General features: G+C 73.9%; 11 protein-coding genes. 2 read left to right on the top strand and 9 right to left on the bottom strand.

Going from position 1 to position 14,922, the window contains the following annotated elements; translation table 11 throughout:
* Position 1: 1 nt before the first annotated feature.
* From OGH68_RS04420 to OGH68_RS04395, 6 genes are all read right to left on the bottom strand, one after another.
* Entirely contained in the window at positions 2-721 is a 720-nt protein-coding gene (locus OGH68_RS04420; RefSeq protein WP_264241992.1) for a class I SAM-dependent methyltransferase, read from the bottom strand.
* Positions 718-2,022 carry a condensation protein gene (locus OGH68_RS04415; RefSeq protein ID WP_264241991.1) on the bottom strand — a complete coding sequence of 435 codons (1,305 nt, stop codon included), beginning with the start codon at positions 2,020-2,022 and terminating at the stop codon, positions 718-720. Before OGH68_RS04415 ends, OGH68_RS04420 begins: the two co-directional genes overlap by 4 nt.
* Positions 2,022-6,257 carry a DUF3367 domain-containing protein gene (locus tag OGH68_RS04410; protein ID WP_264241990.1) on the bottom strand — a complete coding sequence of 1,412 codons (4,236 nt, stop codon included), beginning with the start codon at positions 6,255-6,257 and terminating at the stop codon, positions 2,022-2,024. The genes OGH68_RS04415 and OGH68_RS04410 overlap by 1 nt, the downstream gene beginning before the upstream one ends.
* The gene (locus tag OGH68_RS04405; RefSeq protein ID WP_264241989.1) at positions 6,254-6,973 is read right to left on the bottom strand and encodes a class I SAM-dependent methyltransferase; all 720 of its coding nucleotides are present in this window, start codon (positions 6,971-6,973) and stop codon (positions 6,254-6,256) included. Before OGH68_RS04405 ends, OGH68_RS04410 begins: the two co-directional genes overlap by 4 nt.
* Positions 6,970-8,175: a glycosyltransferase family 4 protein gene (locus tag OGH68_RS04400; RefSeq protein ID WP_264241988.1), complete on the bottom strand. Its 1,206-nt coding sequence runs from the start codon at positions 8,173-8,175 to the stop codon at positions 6,970-6,972. The genes OGH68_RS04405 and OGH68_RS04400 overlap by 4 nt, the downstream gene beginning before the upstream one ends.
* Before the next feature lie 149 nt (positions 8,176-8,324).
* On the bottom strand, positions 8,325-9,311 hold the full coding sequence (locus OGH68_RS04395) for a DUF3068 domain-containing protein (protein ID WP_264241987.1): 987 nt from the start codon (positions 9,309-9,311) through the stop codon (positions 8,325-8,327).
* A gap of 185 nt (positions 9,312-9,496) precedes the next feature.
* On the opposite strand from OGH68_RS04395, the gene OGH68_RS04390 reads away from it, so the two are divergent.
* Both OGH68_RS04390 and OGH68_RS04385 read left to right on the top strand, forming a co-directional pair.
* Positions 9,497-9,649: a hypothetical protein gene (locus OGH68_RS04390; protein ID WP_264241986.1), complete on the top strand. Its 153-nt coding sequence runs from the start codon at positions 9,497-9,499 to the stop codon at positions 9,647-9,649.
* A complete protein-coding gene (locus OGH68_RS04385) occupies positions 9,646-10,899 on the top strand; it encodes a helix-turn-helix domain-containing protein (protein WP_264241985.1) in 1,254 nt (417 codons plus the stop codon). Before OGH68_RS04390 ends, OGH68_RS04385 begins: the two co-directional genes overlap by 4 nt.
* Here the strand turns inward: OGH68_RS04385 and OGH68_RS04380 are convergent.
* From OGH68_RS04380 to OGH68_RS04370, 3 genes are all read right to left on the bottom strand, one after another.
* On the bottom strand, positions 10,883-11,569 hold the full coding sequence (locus OGH68_RS04380; protein WP_264241984.1) for an HAD family hydrolase: 687 nt from the start codon (positions 11,567-11,569) through the stop codon (positions 10,883-10,885). The genes OGH68_RS04385 and OGH68_RS04380 overlap by 17 nt on opposite strands.
* A gap of 25 nt (positions 11,570-11,594) precedes the next feature.
* Positions 11,595-12,077 (bottom strand): Lrp/AsnC family transcriptional regulator, encoded by a 483-nt coding sequence (locus OGH68_RS04375; protein WP_264241983.1) that lies wholly within the window; start codon positions 12,075-12,077, stop codon positions 11,595-11,597.
* Between the two features lie 91 nt (positions 12,078-12,168).
* A complete protein-coding gene (locus OGH68_RS04370; protein ID WP_264241982.1) occupies positions 12,169-14,883 on the bottom strand; it encodes a SpoIIE family protein phosphatase in 2,715 nt (904 codons plus the stop codon).
* Positions 14,884-14,922: the final 39 nt, after the last annotated feature.

Genomic DNA, 14,922 nt, shown 5'->3' with positions numbered 1-14,922 from the left:
GCTACCCCCGCCGCGCGTGCGCGAGCAGGATGGACGCCGCGCCCGGCACCGCGCAGGCGGCCCGGTCCAGCAGCCGCAGCCCGCGCGGCACTCCGTGGAACGGCGCGCCCGTGATCGTCACGTCCCGGAAGCCGGCCGCGGTGAGGAAGGAGCGCAGGGCACGGGCCGTGTACAGCCGCAGATGGCCCACCACCTGCGAGCCGGGCCGGCCGTGGATGCCGCGCAGGCTCACCTCGGAGAACACCGGCTGCACCCCGGCCAGCAGCAGCGCCCGGTTGTACCAGGCGGCGAGATTGGGGGTGGAGAGCATCAGATGGCCACCGGGCCGCAGTACACGCCGCAGTTCGTCCAGGGCCCGGTCCGGGTCGACGAGATGCTCGACGACCTCGCTGAACAGCACCGCGTCCGCGCAGCCGTCGGCGAACGGCAGCCCACGGTCCAGTTCGCCGCGCACCACGGCGCCCATCCGGGGCCGGGCCCGGCGCAGCGCGTCGTGCGACCAGTCGACGCCGACGAGCCGATGGCCCGCGAGGTACGGGGCGGCCGCGCAGGCCGCGCTGCCGTCGCCGCAGCCGACATCGAGGACCAGTTGCCCCGGGGACGCGCCGAGGGCGTCGGCCAGCAACCGTGCCTGGCGTCTGCTGCGGGCGTCGCCGGAGGCGACGGGGACGGCGGGGTCCTCGTAGAAGTCCCGCAGCGTCGGTGAGGCGGTGCCCGTCATGGAACCTCCGTCGCCCTCAGATGGTGGGCGAACAGCTCGCGCAGCCGTTCGCCGTCGTCGTCGCCGAGCAGAGAACGCGACCAGCGCAGGACCAGATGCAGCCGGCCCGCCGTCGACGCGGTGGTGACGGTCAGGCCGCGCGGCATCCTGGCCGGCGCGGAGAACCAGACGGCGCCGGCCCGCCCGGCGTCGCCGAAATCCAGCGGGTACGGCACCCGGCCGATGTTGCTGAGCAGTGTCGTCGACGTCCACGGCGCGGCCAGCCGCCGCAGTCCACGGGTCAGTCCCGCGCGTGCCGCGACCGGCAGCGCTGGAAGCGTCAGCAGCCGGGCGCCGTGTCCCAGTTGCGGGCGGGGCCGCGTCTTCAGGGCCCCGGTCCGTTCCGCCGTGCGGCGCAGCAGCGCGGGGACGTCCCGCCCGTCGGTCTCCGCGGCCGTGAAGGCGACCTCGACCAGCCGGGTGCCGTTGCCGATCGGCATCTCGGGGCCGCGGCCTCGGTCGTCCACGGGCATCGTGATGCGCAGCGGCCGGTCCGGCGCGCCATGGGCGCGGTTCCAGGCGGCGACGGTCAGGGCGGTGGCCACCAGCAGCTGGTCGTTGACGGTCCAGGGTGCGCCGGGCTCCCGGCGGGGCACCGGGAGCTCGGTGACCAGCATCGCGTTTCCCGGCACCGCGCCCGGCCTTCCGGCGGCGACCCGCGCCGGTCTCGCCGGCAGCGCGGGCCGGGCCGGCCGGTGGGGTGCCGCGGCGGGCGCGGGCCGGGCGGGGGGCGGCACGGCGGGGGCGGCTGTGTCGCTGTAGATCTCCGCGGCCGTCGCCGCGAGCCGCAGGCACGCCGGGCCGTCGAGGGCGGTGTGGTTGAGCGTGAACAGCAGGACACAACCGGGCGACCGAGGTTCCCGGACGACTTCGAGCCGCAGCGGCGGGGACGACGTCAGCGGCGGGGCCACGGCGAGCGCGCGTTCGCGTGCCGCCGCGAGGGCGCCGGGCGCGCGCGGCGGCAAGGTCACCACCTGCGTGTCGGGCGCGTCGGTCAGCTCCCACTCGTAGCGCCGCGCGAGCGGGCCGCGCGGCCGCTCGCGCATCAGCGCGCGCGGATGGCGGGCGAGTGCCTGGCCGAACGCGGCCCGCAGACGGTCCGGTTCGACGCATCGGGGCAGATGGATCTCGATGTGCACCGTGTTGGGTTCGGTGTCCTGCGCGCAGTGCCGCGCGACCTCGTCGACGACGGGGAACGGCACCCGCGGCAACTGCCGCTTGGGCGCGGTGCCCTGGGGCGTCGGACGTTCGACCGTGGCCATCAGGCACCTCCTCGGGGGTCTCGGTCTCGGGGCGGGCGGACGCCGCCCGGGTCGGAGTCGGGGTCCGGTTCCGGGGCGCCGGGAGACGCCGCCGGGGGAGCGGGCCGGTGGCCGGACCGGTGGGTGCCGCGGGCCCGGACCGTGATCACCAGGGCCGCGAACAGGGCCGTCAGTGCCAGGGCCTGGGCCGTGGCACCGTAGGCTCCGCTGCCCGGCGAGTAGCCTTCGCCGGCGCCCAGCGCGGCCACGGCGCCCGCCCCCGCCATCGCCGTGAACGCGAGCGGCGGAAGCAACGCCGGGCGCAGCCGGGCCGCCAGGGCCAGTGCGGGCACCGCCAGGGCCCACGGCCCGGCGATCACCACAGCCACGGCCGTCAGTGCCACCGTGCCGAGCAGCAGCCCGGGAGCGGGCGGCGGCGGTGCCACCGGTTCGTCCCCGGCCGCCCGGCGGCGCCGCCAGGGGAGCGCGAGACTCGCCAGGACGACGAGCAGCACCCCGGCGCCGATCAGACCGGCCCGGTAGACACGGGACGGTGCGTACTCGAGTGTCACCGCGCCGCCCTCGCCCGCCGGTACCAGCCAGGCCTGCTGCCAGCCGTCGATCCGCAGCGGGGTCAGCTCCTCACCGTTCAGCGTGGCCTTCCAGCCCGCGTTGTGGTTCTCGTAAATCTGCAGGTACGAGGCGTCCCCGGGCCCGACCCGTACCGAACGCCGGTCGCCCTCGTCCGCGCCCTCCAGCACCCGGACGTCGCGCGCCGGCGCGGGGGCGGCCTCGGGGTCGCCGGTGGTGAGCGTGACGCCGGTGACGGCCAGCGGCCCCGCGTCGCCCGCCTCGACCGTGTGGGTCCGCTCGTCGAGCGGGATGCGGCTTCCCTCCGTGCACAGGGCGACGTCGACGGGCCGCCGTCCGGTCAGGTCCCCCACCCGTCCCTGCGCGCGCGTCTCGAGGAACTGCCCGTCGACCGAGAGCACGGGTCCCTTGCCGCACGGCAGCGTGAACGTCTTGTCCGGGTCGGGCTGCGGCGAGCGGAATTCCTTCAAAGCCGGGATGTGGACCTCGCTCAGGCCGACGGGCAGCTGCAACTGGTCGTCCGCGACGGGGTTGTGCAGGGTCAGCGGGGCCGTGCGCGAGATCGTGATGTCCATCCGGTCGGTGGTGATGGGTGAGAAGCGGGCCATTCCGTTCTCGTCGACCGCGGCCACCGCTGTCCCGTCGGGCGAACTGATCTGCACCTGCTCGGGCCGTGCGGACAGCCCGCCGGCCGCCGCGAACACGATCTCGCCCACTGAGATCTTCCTGGGCCAGGACAGATGGAGCACGGGACGCTCCCCGGCGATCCAGGCCGTGGTCAGGTCGCCGTCGGTGAGGTTGCGCGGGCTGAGATTCGTCCCGAGGTTCGCGGTCGAGTCCGCGCTCACGACGATCTGCTCGCGCCGCCCGGTGAGTTCGAACAGCAGCTTGTCGAGCGCGTCGCCCGGCACGGGAAGGGCGGTGGCGCGGACGGTGTGGTCGCCGGAGCGCGCCGCGGTGAACTGCCGGTGCAGCCCCACCTCGGCGGGCACCGCGGACAGCCCGCCCGGGTCGCTGCCGCGCCGCAGCGAGTAGACCGCGGAGTCCGGGGCGCCCTCCGGCGCGTCCCGGGGCAGCTCCAGCATGCGGGTGACCTGGACGCCGGGGACGGCGATCTCCGCGAAACCGGCGCCGGTCAGCCCGGGCCGGCCCTGCTGCGAGGCCAGGATCGTCACCTTCAGCCACTTCGCGGTCCCTTCGGGCGCCGCGACCTGCTGCGCCGTTCCGTCCGGCGCGAGCGGGGCCGTACGGCTGCCGAGATCGGTCTCGACCCGGACGAGTGTCGGCGCGGCGCGGACGTTGCCGCTGGGGAGCGGCGTCAGCCGGAGCGTGGCCGGTATGTTCACCGGCCCGTTGAAGACGATCTTGACCCATTCGCCCTGCGGCGACCCGGGGGAGCCCTCCGCCCACCCGGTGTCGGGGTTGCCGTCGAACGCGTTGACCGGGTCGAACTGCGGCAGGTGGAAGAGCCAGTTGCCGACGGACGACGCGCTGACGGAACCGGCGCCGCGCAGTACGGCGGTGGTCCGGTGCTCCCGGCCCGGCAGCGGCATGATCTGGCGCGGCTCGGCACCGGGGTCCTGCACCGCCTCCGGGGAGTTGCGTTCGTCGCGGGTGTAGGTGTGGGACGTGCCGGAGCGGACCAGCCCGAAACGGGTGTCGGCGTGGCGCATGCCGTCGCCCGCCGCGTACAGCGACGGCCGGTCCACGCCCGGGAGTTCGTCGCCCGCGAGGACGGCCGGCCGGTCGTCGAGCACTTTGCCGGCGGACAGCGGAAGCAGGGACTCGGGGCCCCCGCTGACCACCGCCGCCGACGACACGGGCGTCAGCCGCGCCTTGCCGGGGCGTTCGGTGCCTGCGGGCGGTGCGTAGATCTCCACGGCGCGCTGCCGCGGGAACAGGCCCTCCACCTGCACCGGCGTGTCGTCGGCGATCCGGCCGCCGGTGAGCACCGGCCCGAAGCCCGCGACCCGCCGGTACCCGGAGGCCTCGAGGGTGCGTTTCACGGTGGTGGTGGGGACATGGCCCAGCTGGCGCGGGTCGAGGTCGTTGCGCACGACGACGTGGTGCAGTCCGGCCCGGTGCAGATAAGCGCTCAGTCCCGGGACTTCGCCCCCGGAGGTCAGCGCCTGCTCGACGGCGTCCATCGCCCGGCGGTTGCCCGGAGTGCCGAAGGGGACGTAGTCCCGCTGCGCCCAGGGTGAGCGTGCGAGGACGTCCAGCGGCTGGTCGATGGGCGAGCCCCAGGTGTAGATGCCGTGGGCGGTCGCGGGCACGACCAGGGCACGGTCGTCGGCGGCGTTCTTCGCCAGCCAGTCCGCTGTCGTCTCCCAGTACGCGGGCAGCCGCTGGAAGGAACCGGGCTGCAGCACCGAACCGTTGAGGTACGGCCAGCACAGGCCGGGCAGCACGAGCACGGCGGCTGCGGCCGGCGCGAGGCGCCGCCCGCGCACCGCGCGCGGGCCGGACGCGAGCACGGAGACGAGGTGCGTCAGCCCCAGTGCGAGGGCCAGGGCGAGCCCCGTCTGGAACTTGTAGACGTTGCGGAACGGCACCAGCGGGCCGTTCAGCCAGTCCTGGACGGTGGCGTGGAACGGGCCGCCCAGCGCCCCGCCGTACCCGGCGAGCGTCACGAGACCGGTCGTCAGCACGGTCACCACCAGCCAGCGGCGCTCCGGCACGTCCCGCCGGGCGAGGCCGGCGAGGCCCAGGGCGGCGGCGAGCGCCGAGCACAGGACGGCGACGGCCGAGGCGACGACGGTCCAGCCGGCCGGCAGCCAGGCCTCGCCGAAGTGGAGATAGCCCACCCAGTTTCCCGCGCCGCGCAGTACTTCGGTCGCGGACATGGTCGCGGTGGTGGTCTGCGACGACTCGACGTACGGCATGAAGTTCTCGCCGTAAGCGCCCAACAGCAGCAGCGGCACGGTCCACCAGGCGGTCGCGAGCACCACGCCCGGCGTCCACCACGCGATCAGGGCGCGCTTGCGGGCGCCGCCGGCCCGGCACAGCAGATAGAGGCCGACGGGCAGCAGCGAGGCCAGCGTCGATGCCGCGTTGACGCCCCCCATCAGCGGGATCAGCAGCGCGGAACGGGCGGCGGCGACCCGCGGCGTGCTGTGCGGATTCGTCAGCGGCAGCAGCACCCACGGGAGCATCGCGCCGGGCAGCGCCGCCGCGGAGGTCGAACCGACGACGATCGTGTACGTGGGCCACAGGGCGTACACGGCCGCTCCCAGCAGCCTGCTTCTCGCCGACCCCGCGCCCAGGCGTTCGGCCAGCCGCAGCGCTCCCCAGAAGGCCGTGGTGACCACGATCGAGAGCCACAGCCGCTCCGCGAGCCACACGGGCACGTGCAGCAGATCGGCCGCGGCGTGGAACGGCAGCATCGGGATCGCGTAGCCGATGTACTGGTCGGCGATGCCTCCGAAACCGGCCCGGTCGTGCCACAGCCGGCCCAGGTCGCTGAGGAACCGCCAGGGATCGGCGACCACGCCCAGCTTCGTCTCGAAGGTCATGCGCCCGGGTGACGGCGCCAGGAAGGCGACGAAAACCGCCGCCCAGAACCCCAGCAGCCAGCGCCGCGACCGGGGGCCGGGCGGCCCCCCGGACGGTGGGCCGCCGACGTCGGGCCCGGCGGGCGGTCGGGTGCGGACAGCGCTGGTCATGGACACCGCCGGAGGATGAGGAGGAGGTTCCAGGTGGCGAACTCCCGCAGCCCGGGCACGCGGGGTACGACCTCGGGAAGGACCGGCCAGTACCGGGAGCGTGCGGAGACGACGTCCACGTCGCCGCGCGCCCTGACGTGACGCAGGGTCGGCCCGACACCGATCGCGAAGAGGTTCTCGCCCAGCCGGTGCTTGGCGGCCCGCCCGGTGCGGCGCTCGAACCGGGTACGCGCCCGCTCGGCGCCCAGGTAGTGCCAGGGCGCCCACTCGTGACCGCCCCACGGGGAGAGCCAGTTGGTGAACGAGACGTAGATCAGTCCGCCGGGCCGGGTGACCCGGACCATCTCGCTGAGGAAGGTCCGCGGATCGGCCACGTGCTCCAGCACGTTGGACGAGAAGCAGACGTCGGCGGTGCCCGTCGCGAGCGGCAGGAGGTACCCGTCGGCGAGAACCGTCCCCTCGCCCGGTTTCGCGTCCAGTTCGGCGAGGTCCGGTTCGAACAGGTAGCCGCGGGCGCCGCGTTGCCGGAACTCGCGGGTGAAGTACCCGCTTCCGCCGCCGACATCGACCACGACCCGGCCGTCGAGCTTCATGTACCGCTCGATCTGGTCGGCCGCGTCCCGGGCGAGCAGTGCGTAGGCCCCGGCGGGATCGGCCTGCTCACGCATGAACGCCCGGAAGAGTGCGAGGGAGCGGCGCAGCGAGGGGTCCTTCACGTGCGCGGGCCCTTCGCCGGGGAACGCCCGCCGCCCGGCGGGGCAGGTACGCGGCGCACCGCCTCCGCCGCCACGGCGCCGAACTGCCGCACGGTGCTGCTCCAGCGGAACGCGGCGGCCCGCTCGGCGGCGGCCTTCCCCATGCCCTCGCGGCGGTCGGAGTCCAGCGCCAGCGTGCACCAGGACGCGGCGAACGACGACTCGCCCCGGACGAGCACGCCCGTGACGCCGTCGTCGACGGAGTCGCGCAGGCCGGGCACGTCGAAGCCGAGGGTGGGTGTGCCCCGCGCTCCGGCCTCCGTCACCACCAGCCCCCAGCCCTCGACGGCCGCCGGGTGCAGCAGCAGCCACGCCTCGCAGAGCAGCCGGTGCTTCTCCTCCTCGGGCACATGGCCGGTGAACTCCACGCCCTCACCGGCGAGTCGTTGCAGCCGGGCCCGCTCGGGCCCGTCGCCGACGACGACGAGTCTGCCGCCGGTGACCGGCCGAACCCGCTCCCACAGCCGCAGCAGCAGATCGACACGCTTGTAGTCGACCAGCCGGCCCAGCGCCAGGAACAGCGGCGTACGCGAGCGGGGGCTGCGCGCGGCCGGTTCGTCGACACCGTTGTGGACCACGCGGATGTGCCGGTCGGGGACTCCGATCGCCCGCAGCGCCCCGGCGGTGGACGGAGAGACGGCGACCATCAGGTTGCCGCGGTGCGCGCGGGCCAGCGCCCAGTGTTCGAGCAGCCGTCCGGCGCGGGCGACGGGCGGCGGGAAGCGCATGTCCCAGAGTTCGGTGTGCACATGGTTCACCAGGCAGATCGTGGGGCCGCGGTGCCACAGCGGAGCCAGGTACGGCATTCCGTTGCACACCTCGACCAGCAGGTCGCACTCGCCGACCTGCCGGGCGAAGGCGGAACGCGCGCCGACGTAGTGTCCGAGCCGCCCGCCGGCCGAGACGACGCGGTACGGCCGGTGGACCGCGGGGCCCCCGCAGAGCAGGGTGACCTGGTGGCCGAGCGCGGTGAGGCCCTGCGCGAGCTGGTCGATCAGCAGCTCGGAGCCGCCGGCGGCGGCGTTGCCGAGGTCGCGGTGGGCGAGGAAGACGATGCGCCGCGGGGGCTCCGGATCATCCGGTGGCACGGGCGGCCGGTGGCGCACCTGAGCCGGCGGGTGCCGTGGTGCGTCGAGCAAAGGGGGAGGGACGTGCTGGGGCATGGGTGCTCCAACTCGTTTTCGGGGTGTGGGGGGACGAAAGGAGGGTGATGTGCGGGGAAGAGCGACCGGGGGCCGTGCTGTGGTGGGGACAGCCAGTTTTCGATACGTCGCAGGCGCACGGCTACTCACCGGTATGACAACTTCCGGCCCTATCGGACGGCCGGACTCGTCGCCAAGTGAGCATTCGTACGATCCGGGTCCGGGCGGCGCCCCCGCGCCACCAGTGCTGCGCCGACGAGGGTGAGCACCGCCCCCAGCGCCGCGGCGCCGGCCGGAGCCGTCGAGCCGAGCAGGGCGAGCCTGCGGCTGTCGCGTGAGGCCAGTTCGACCTGCTGCCGCTGCGTCTCGGGCGTGAACGCGATCCGTGGGCTCTCCAGCAGTACGACCGCGTCCTCGGACGACCCCGGGGCGCGCAGCGTCTTGCGCGGGCCGATGGCCGCCAGCAGGATCCGGCCGGTGCGGCGGTCCACCACCAGCTCGATCGCGCTGTTGGCGTACCACTCCTCGGCCAGCACCTGCGGGGTCCGGTCCCTGCCGACCAGCCGACCGGGCACCTGGCGCACACCGGTCCTGGTCGGCGGGACGCTGCCGGTGAACCGAAGCCCCTCGTAGCCCTGGACCTTCCGCCCGCCGCTGTACCGGAGCTGTACGACGCCGCCGAGGGTGCCGTCCCACCAGCGGTAGGAGCGCTTCTCGACGTCGAAGGGGAACTTCAGATAGGCCTCGCCGTCGAAGACGGGGGACTCGTCGCAGCAGTGCACGGGCTCGTTGGTGGCGCGGTCGGTCACCCAGCGTTCGAGGGTCCACTGCAGGGAGTCCCGGGTGTCGGCGGCCGGCAGCGTCTCGTCGGTGTCGACGGAGGTGGACACGTCCCACACGGCGTTGCCGCTCTGCTCGCTGTCGGCCACATCGCCCCGGACCTGCCGGGTGACGGTGATTCTCCGCCCGTGCACCGTTTTCACCTCTGAGGTGTCGAAGTAGCTGCCGGTGCCGGTGAACACGGTCGTGGTGTCGACGTCGATCGGTGTGCGTTTGGCCTGCGGTGCCACGTACCAGGCCAGAAGGGGGGCCAGCACGAGCAGGAAGACGCCCGTCCCGAACAGGACGAGCGAGATCGGTGAAGCGGTACGGCGCATCCGGACACTCCTGGATCGAATGGATTCACAGGCGGATGCACGGACCCCGGGCCGGTCAGCCCTCGAGGGCTCAGGACAGTAGGCGGCCACTTGACGGAATGTCAATGTACTGTCAACACTGTGCGTCCAGCCGGTGGGGGCCGGCCGACGGGTGGGGATCGCCTCCAGCAAGGAGCTGACCCGACATGCGCAGACTCTTAGCCGCCGCCGTGACCGCTGCGCTGGCCACGGCGCTCGCCGTGGCCACCGCGTTGGGCGTGGTGGCCGCGCTGAACACCACACCGGAGCAGCCGAACACCCCGCTGATCAGCTACGACACCGCCGGGCCGGGCCGATGACACGCGCCGCGTGGCGCGAGGTGCCCAAGGCACAGGTCGACCGGTTCGCCGCCGTCGCACTGGGCGAGGCGCAGGAACTCGCGCAGCAGATCCTCGGCGAGATCCAGCGCGAGTACCCCCGGCTGAAGCTCGTCGAGGACGAGTCCGGCGAGCCGATGGCGCTCGTCGGAATCCGCCGCGCCATCGAGGGCTTCGTACACAATCTCGCCTCCGGCGCCGGACGGCCCCGAGTGCCCCCGGAGGTTTTCCAGGAGTTCGGCCGGGGCGAGGGGCGGGACGGCCGCAGCCTCGACTTGCTCCAGGCCACCTACCGGCTCGGGGTCAGGTTGGCGTGGCGGCGGTTCGCCGAGATCGGACAGCAGGTCGACATCGCCCCGCCCGCCATGTACGAGCTGGCCGAATCCGGTTTCGAGTATCTGGACGGTCTCGTGGAACAGTCGGTGCGCGGCTACGCCGAGGCCGCGGCCCGCCGGGCCGGCGAACGGCTGCGGCTGCAACGCCAGTTGATCGACCTGCTGCTCGTCGAGCACCGCGGCGACCCGCCCGGTGCGCTCGCCGAACGGGCGGCCCGCATCAGCTGGGAGCTTCCCTCGACGGTGGCCGTCGGTGTCCTCGTGCGCCCGGCGAGGGAAGCCGTCGCCCCGGCCGTGGAACAGGGCATCCTCCTCGACATGGAGAGCGAGCAGCCGCGCATCGTCGTCCCCGAGCCGTGCACCGCGGGACGCGCGGAGAACCTGCGCCGCGCCACGGCAGGCTGGTCGGGGGCGATCGGCCCGCCGGTACCGCTCGCGGCCGCCGCCCGGTCGCTGCGCTGGGCGGAGACGGCGGTCCGTCTCGTCGAATCCGGACGGCTGCCGGACGGCGAGGTGCTGCACTGCACCGAGCGCACCGAGGAACTGGTGCTGCTGCCCTCCGGTGAACTGATCGACGCGGCGGCCCGCCGCTGCCTCGCCCCGCTGGAGCACCTCGCCCCGGCCCAGTCCCGCCGTCTGGCCGAGACCCTCCTCGCCTGGATGGAGACCGCGGGCGGCGCCCCGGAGGTGGCGCACCGCCTGGGCATCCACCCCCAGACGGCCCGCTACCGGCTGCGGCAGATCCGCGAGTTGTGGGGCGAGGTGCTGGACGACCCGGACCGCCGCTTCGAGATGCTCCTCGTGCTGCGTGCCCGGCGGCTGCGCGGCGAACTGGGCGACACGGCCGACCGCCGGACGCGACCCGGGGAACCGTCCGGCGTCACACCCCGCCCGTGATCCACTCGTACGCGGCCGTCGCCGTGAACTCCGCCTGGCCGCCCCGGAACAGCAGGTCCGCCGCGAGGAACGCCGCGTCGCCGGCGGTGGCCTCGACGTAGGGCACGGCGATGCACCGCATGCCCGCCGCCCGGGCGGCCGCCGCTCCCGGCGGCGCGTCCTCCAGCACCACGCAGTCGTGCGGCGCGGCGCCGAGGCGGCGGGCCGCCTCGAGGAAGACGTCCGGCTCCGGCTTGCCGCGGCCGACCTCCTCCGCGGAGACGGTCACCGGGATGCGGTCGGCGAGACCGGTGCCGGCGAGCACCGCCTCGATGGCGGCCCGGGACGAGCCGGAGGCCACCGCCATCGGGACGCCCGCCTCCGACAGGCGCTCCACGAACGCGCGCATCTCGGGGAAGACGGCGGTCGAGGTGCTCGCCAGCTCCAGGTAGGCACGGTTCTTGGCGGCCAGCAGTTCGTCGAGCGGCGCGTCGAGGGCGTAGCGGGCGCGCAGGATCTCCAGCGTCTCGCGGGTGCCGATGCCGATGAAGCGCGTGTGCTCGTCCCAGTCGAAGTCGAGCACGCCGTGCGCGGCGAGGACGCGGCGCCCCGCTTCGAAGTAGTTCGGCTCGCTGTCCACCAGTGTGCCGTCGAGATCGAAGATGACCGAGGGGGTGCGCGTGGTGCTCATGGGCTCCAGCATGCCAAGTGCCGCTTCAGCGCTGCGCACCGGCCGACCGGCCGACGGACTCCACCAGGGGCAGCAGCCGGTAGGCGACCCGTTCGCGCAGGGCCATCTCGGTACGGGTGCGCACCACGCCGGGCAGGTTGATCAGCTGCTGGATCACGTCCTCGAGGTGTCCGTTGTCCCGCGCCGCGACCCGGGTCAGCAGGTCTCCGCCGCCCGTGATCGAGAACGCCTCGATGATCTCCGGCACGGCCGCCAGCGCGTCTCCCACCTCGTCCAGATGCCCCTGCGTCACCTCGATGTGCACGAAGGCCAGGACCGGGTGCCCGAGGGCTCCGGGGGACAGGAAGGGACCGGTTCCGGTGATCACACCGTCGCGCTCCAGCCGGTCGATCCTGGCCTGCAGGGTGCCGCGTGCGATGCCGAGGATCCGGGCGTACTCACGCACGCTGGTACGCGGCTGCTCCATCAGCAGACGCAGGATGCGGGTGTCGAGTTCGTCCACCGCCATGGTCCGTCGGCCCTTTCGCGGCGTCTTTCACGGAATCACACCGTACCAATGGCCCATGCCGACCCGCCTGGTGCCGGCCAGTGACCGGGCTTCACCAATCGGCATCGGCCATGAGCAGCTCCGCCGGCGGCTGCCCGTCGGTCAGGGACTGCTCGGTCCAGATCACCTTGCCGGTCGGCGTGTAGCGGGTGCCCCACCGCGCCGCGAGCTGGGCGACGAGGAACAGCCCGCGCCCGCCCTCGTCGGTGATGCCGGCCCGCCGCAGATGCGGTGAGGTACTGCTGCCGTCGGACACTTCGCAGATCAGATTGCGCTCGTAGAGCAGCCGCACCCGGATCGGCTCGCTGCCGTAGCGGATCGCGTTGGTGATCAGCTCGCTGAGCACCAGCTCGGTGGTGAACCCGGCCTCCTCCAGCCCCCAGGCGTCCAGCTGACGGCTGCAGGCGCTGCGCACCGGCGCGACGGCGGCCGGGTCGCGCGGGACGTCCCAGGAGGCGATCCGGTCCTCCTCCAGCAGCCGGGTACGGGCCACCATCAGCGCGATGTCGTCACGGCGGGACGCCGGCAGCATCGCGTCGAACACCGCCTCGCAGGTCTCCTCGGGCGTCCGGTCGGGGCGGCCGGCCAGGACCGACCGCAGCATCTCCAGACCGGCGTCCAGGTCACGCTCGCGGTGCTCGACGAGACCGTCGGTGTACAGGACCAGGCGGCTGCCCTCCGGCAACCGCAGCTCGGCCGACTCGAACGGGAAACCGCCGAGGCCCAGCGGAGGGGAGACGGGCACCTGAAGGAACTCCACACTCCCGTCGGGACGCACCAGGGCGGGCGGCAGATGGCCGGCCGTCGAGAGGGTGCACAGACCGGACACCGGGTCGTAGATCGCGTACAGGCAGGTGGCACCGGTGATGCCCTCGCCGGCCTCGCCCTCCTCGAGGTCGATGCGGCCCACCAACTCGTCGAGCCGGCTGAGAAGTTCGTCCGGTGGCAGATCGAGCGTGGAGAAGTTGTGGACCGCGGTGCGCAGTCGGCCCATCGTCGCGGCGGCGTGCAGCCCGTGGCCGACGACGTCCCCGACGACGAGGGCCACCCGCGCGCCGGGCAGCGGGATGACGTCGAACCAGTCGCCGCCCACCCGGGCGTGCGCGGGCAGATACCGGTGGGCGACGTCCAGAGCCCCCTGACTGGGCAGGACGTGCGGCAGCAGACTGCGCTGGAGAGTCTCCGCCATGGTGTGCTCGCGGGTGAAACGGCGGGCGTTGTCGATGGCGACCGCGGCGCGCGCGGCCAGCTCGTCCGCGAAGTGCAGATCCTCCTCCCCGAAGCGTTCCTCCCGCTGCGAACGCCAGAAGTTGACCATGCCCAGCACCACACCGCGGGCCTGCAGGGGAGCCGTGACCAGCGAGTGGACGCCGTAGGCGAGGGCGTTGCCCGCCCCTTCGGGGTCCTGGGCCCGCCAGCTCTCGGCGACCGTCAGATCCGCCTCCAGCACCGCGTGTCCGGCGGCCAGCGCCTGGGCCATCGGGGTCGCGGGAGCGAGGAACCGGATCACGTCACCCACCGGCTGGAAAGGATGGTCGGCACTGACGCCGGTCAGCGCCGCGCGCCGCATCTCCGTCGGCGCGCCGGAGGGTTCGTCGCCGTGCAGCACCGGGTTCAGCAGCTCGACCGTGACGAAGTCCGCGAACCGGGGGACCGCCGCACGCGAGAGCTCCTCGGCGGTCCGCACCACGTCCAGCGTCGTACCGATCCGCGTCCCGGCGTCGTAGAGGATCTTCAGCCGCTGCCGGGCGGACTCGGCCGTGCCGGACAGCGCCTGCAGTTCCGTGGTGTCCCGCAGCGTCGCCACGGTTCCGGGGTTCCCGCCGTACGGTGCGGTGGGCCTGGTGCTCACGGCGAGCAGCCGGTCGCCGGCCGGGTGCACCTCGTCGGTCACGGCGCGCTCCGAGCGGAGCAGATCCACGACCGCCGGGTCCAGCCCCAGCTCCTCCACCCGGCACCCGTCCGCGTCCGGCGGCAGTTCGAGAAGGCGGCGGGCCTCGTCGTTGGCCAGCATCAGCCGTCCGTCACCGCCGACGATCAGCACTCCTTCGCGTACGGCGTGCAGGACGGCGTCGTGGTGCTCGTACATCCGGGTCATCTCGGTGGGACCGATGCCGCGGGTCTGGCGGCGCAGCCGGCGGCTCACCAGGGCGGCACTGGCGGTGGCCAGGGCGAGCGCCGCCGCGGCGCTGCCCAGGAGCATCGGCAGCTGCCGGTCCACGGCGTTGCCCACGTTCTCGAGCCCGACGCCCGCCTGCACCAGGCCCACTACGGTGCCCTCCGGGCCTGTCACGGGGACGACCGCCCGGGCCGCGGCGCCGGGAGCGCCCTCGTAGATCTCGGTGAACGCCTCGCCCGCCGCCGCCCGCTCGACATCCTGGCTCCGCTCGCCGATCAGTGCGGGATCGGTGTCGGCGTGACGGGTTCCGTCCGTGTCCATCACGGTGAGGAAGTCGACACCGGACGCCTGCGCCGTCCCTGTCACCAGCGGCTGGAGCGCTGCCGTGGGATCGGACGACCTAAGAGCGTCGACGGTGCCGGGGGCGCGGGCGAAGGCGGCGGCGGTCGCGAGCGACCGGTTCTGTGCGCTCTGCTCGCTGTCGTGCCGGGCCTGGAGCACGAGGACCGTCACCGCGGCGGCGATCAGCAGGACGGCGACCACGACCTGCAGCAGCAGTACCTGCCCGGCGACGCTGCGCGCCCCCAGCAGGGACTCCCGCTTACCCCGCAGCGGGCGCCGCGATGGGGCGGGCCTGTGCCCGTTCATAGCGCTCCACTTCCCCGGATCTGGGCGCCGGCGCCGGCG

Origin of the sequence: Streptomyces peucetius, assembly GCF_025854275.1 — a bacterium.
Classification (GTDB): domain Bacteria; phylum Actinomycetota; class Actinomycetes; order Streptomycetales; family Streptomycetaceae; genus Streptomyces; species Streptomyces peucetius_A.
This window is presented reverse-complemented; position numbering and strand designations above follow the sequence as displayed.

Bases quoted from the DNA above. Each gene is read 5' to 3' on its own strand.
- OGH68_RS04420 (WP_264241992.1), bottom strand. From the start codon at position 721: ATGACGGGCACCGCCTCACCGACGCTGCGGGACTTCTACGAGGACCCC.
- OGH68_RS04415 (WP_264241991.1), bottom strand. From the start codon at position 2,022: ATGGCCACGGTCGAACGTCCGACGCCCCAGGGCACCGCGCCCAAGCGG.
- OGH68_RS04410 (WP_264241990.1), bottom strand. From the start codon at position 6,257: ATGACCAGCGCTGTCCGCACCCGACCGCCCGCCGGGCCCGACGTCGGC.
- OGH68_RS04400 (WP_264241988.1), bottom strand. From the start codon at position 8,175: ATGCCCCAGCACGTCCCTCCCCCTTTGCTCGACGCACCACGGCACCCG.
- OGH68_RS04395 (WP_264241987.1), bottom strand. From the start codon at position 9,311: ATGCGCCGTACCGCTTCACCGATCTCGCTCGTCCTGTTCGGGACGGGC.
- OGH68_RS04390 (WP_264241986.1), top strand. From the start codon at position 9,497: ATGCGCAGACTCTTAGCCGCCGCCGTGACCGCTGCGCTGGCCACGGCG.
- OGH68_RS04385 (WP_264241985.1), top strand. From the start codon at position 9,646: ATGACACGCGCCGCGTGGCGCGAGGTGCCCAAGGCACAGGTCGACCGG.
- OGH68_RS04380 (WP_264241984.1), bottom strand. From the start codon at position 11,569: ATGAGCACCACGCGCACCCCCTCGGTCATCTTCGATCTCGACGGCACA.
- OGH68_RS04375 (WP_264241983.1), bottom strand. From the start codon at position 12,077: ATGGCGGTGGACGAACTCGACACCCGCATCCTGCGTCTGCTGATGGAG.
- OGH68_RS04370 (WP_264241982.1), bottom strand. From the start codon at position 14,883: ATGAACGGGCACAGGCCCGCCCCATCGCGGCGCCCGCTGCGGGGTAAG.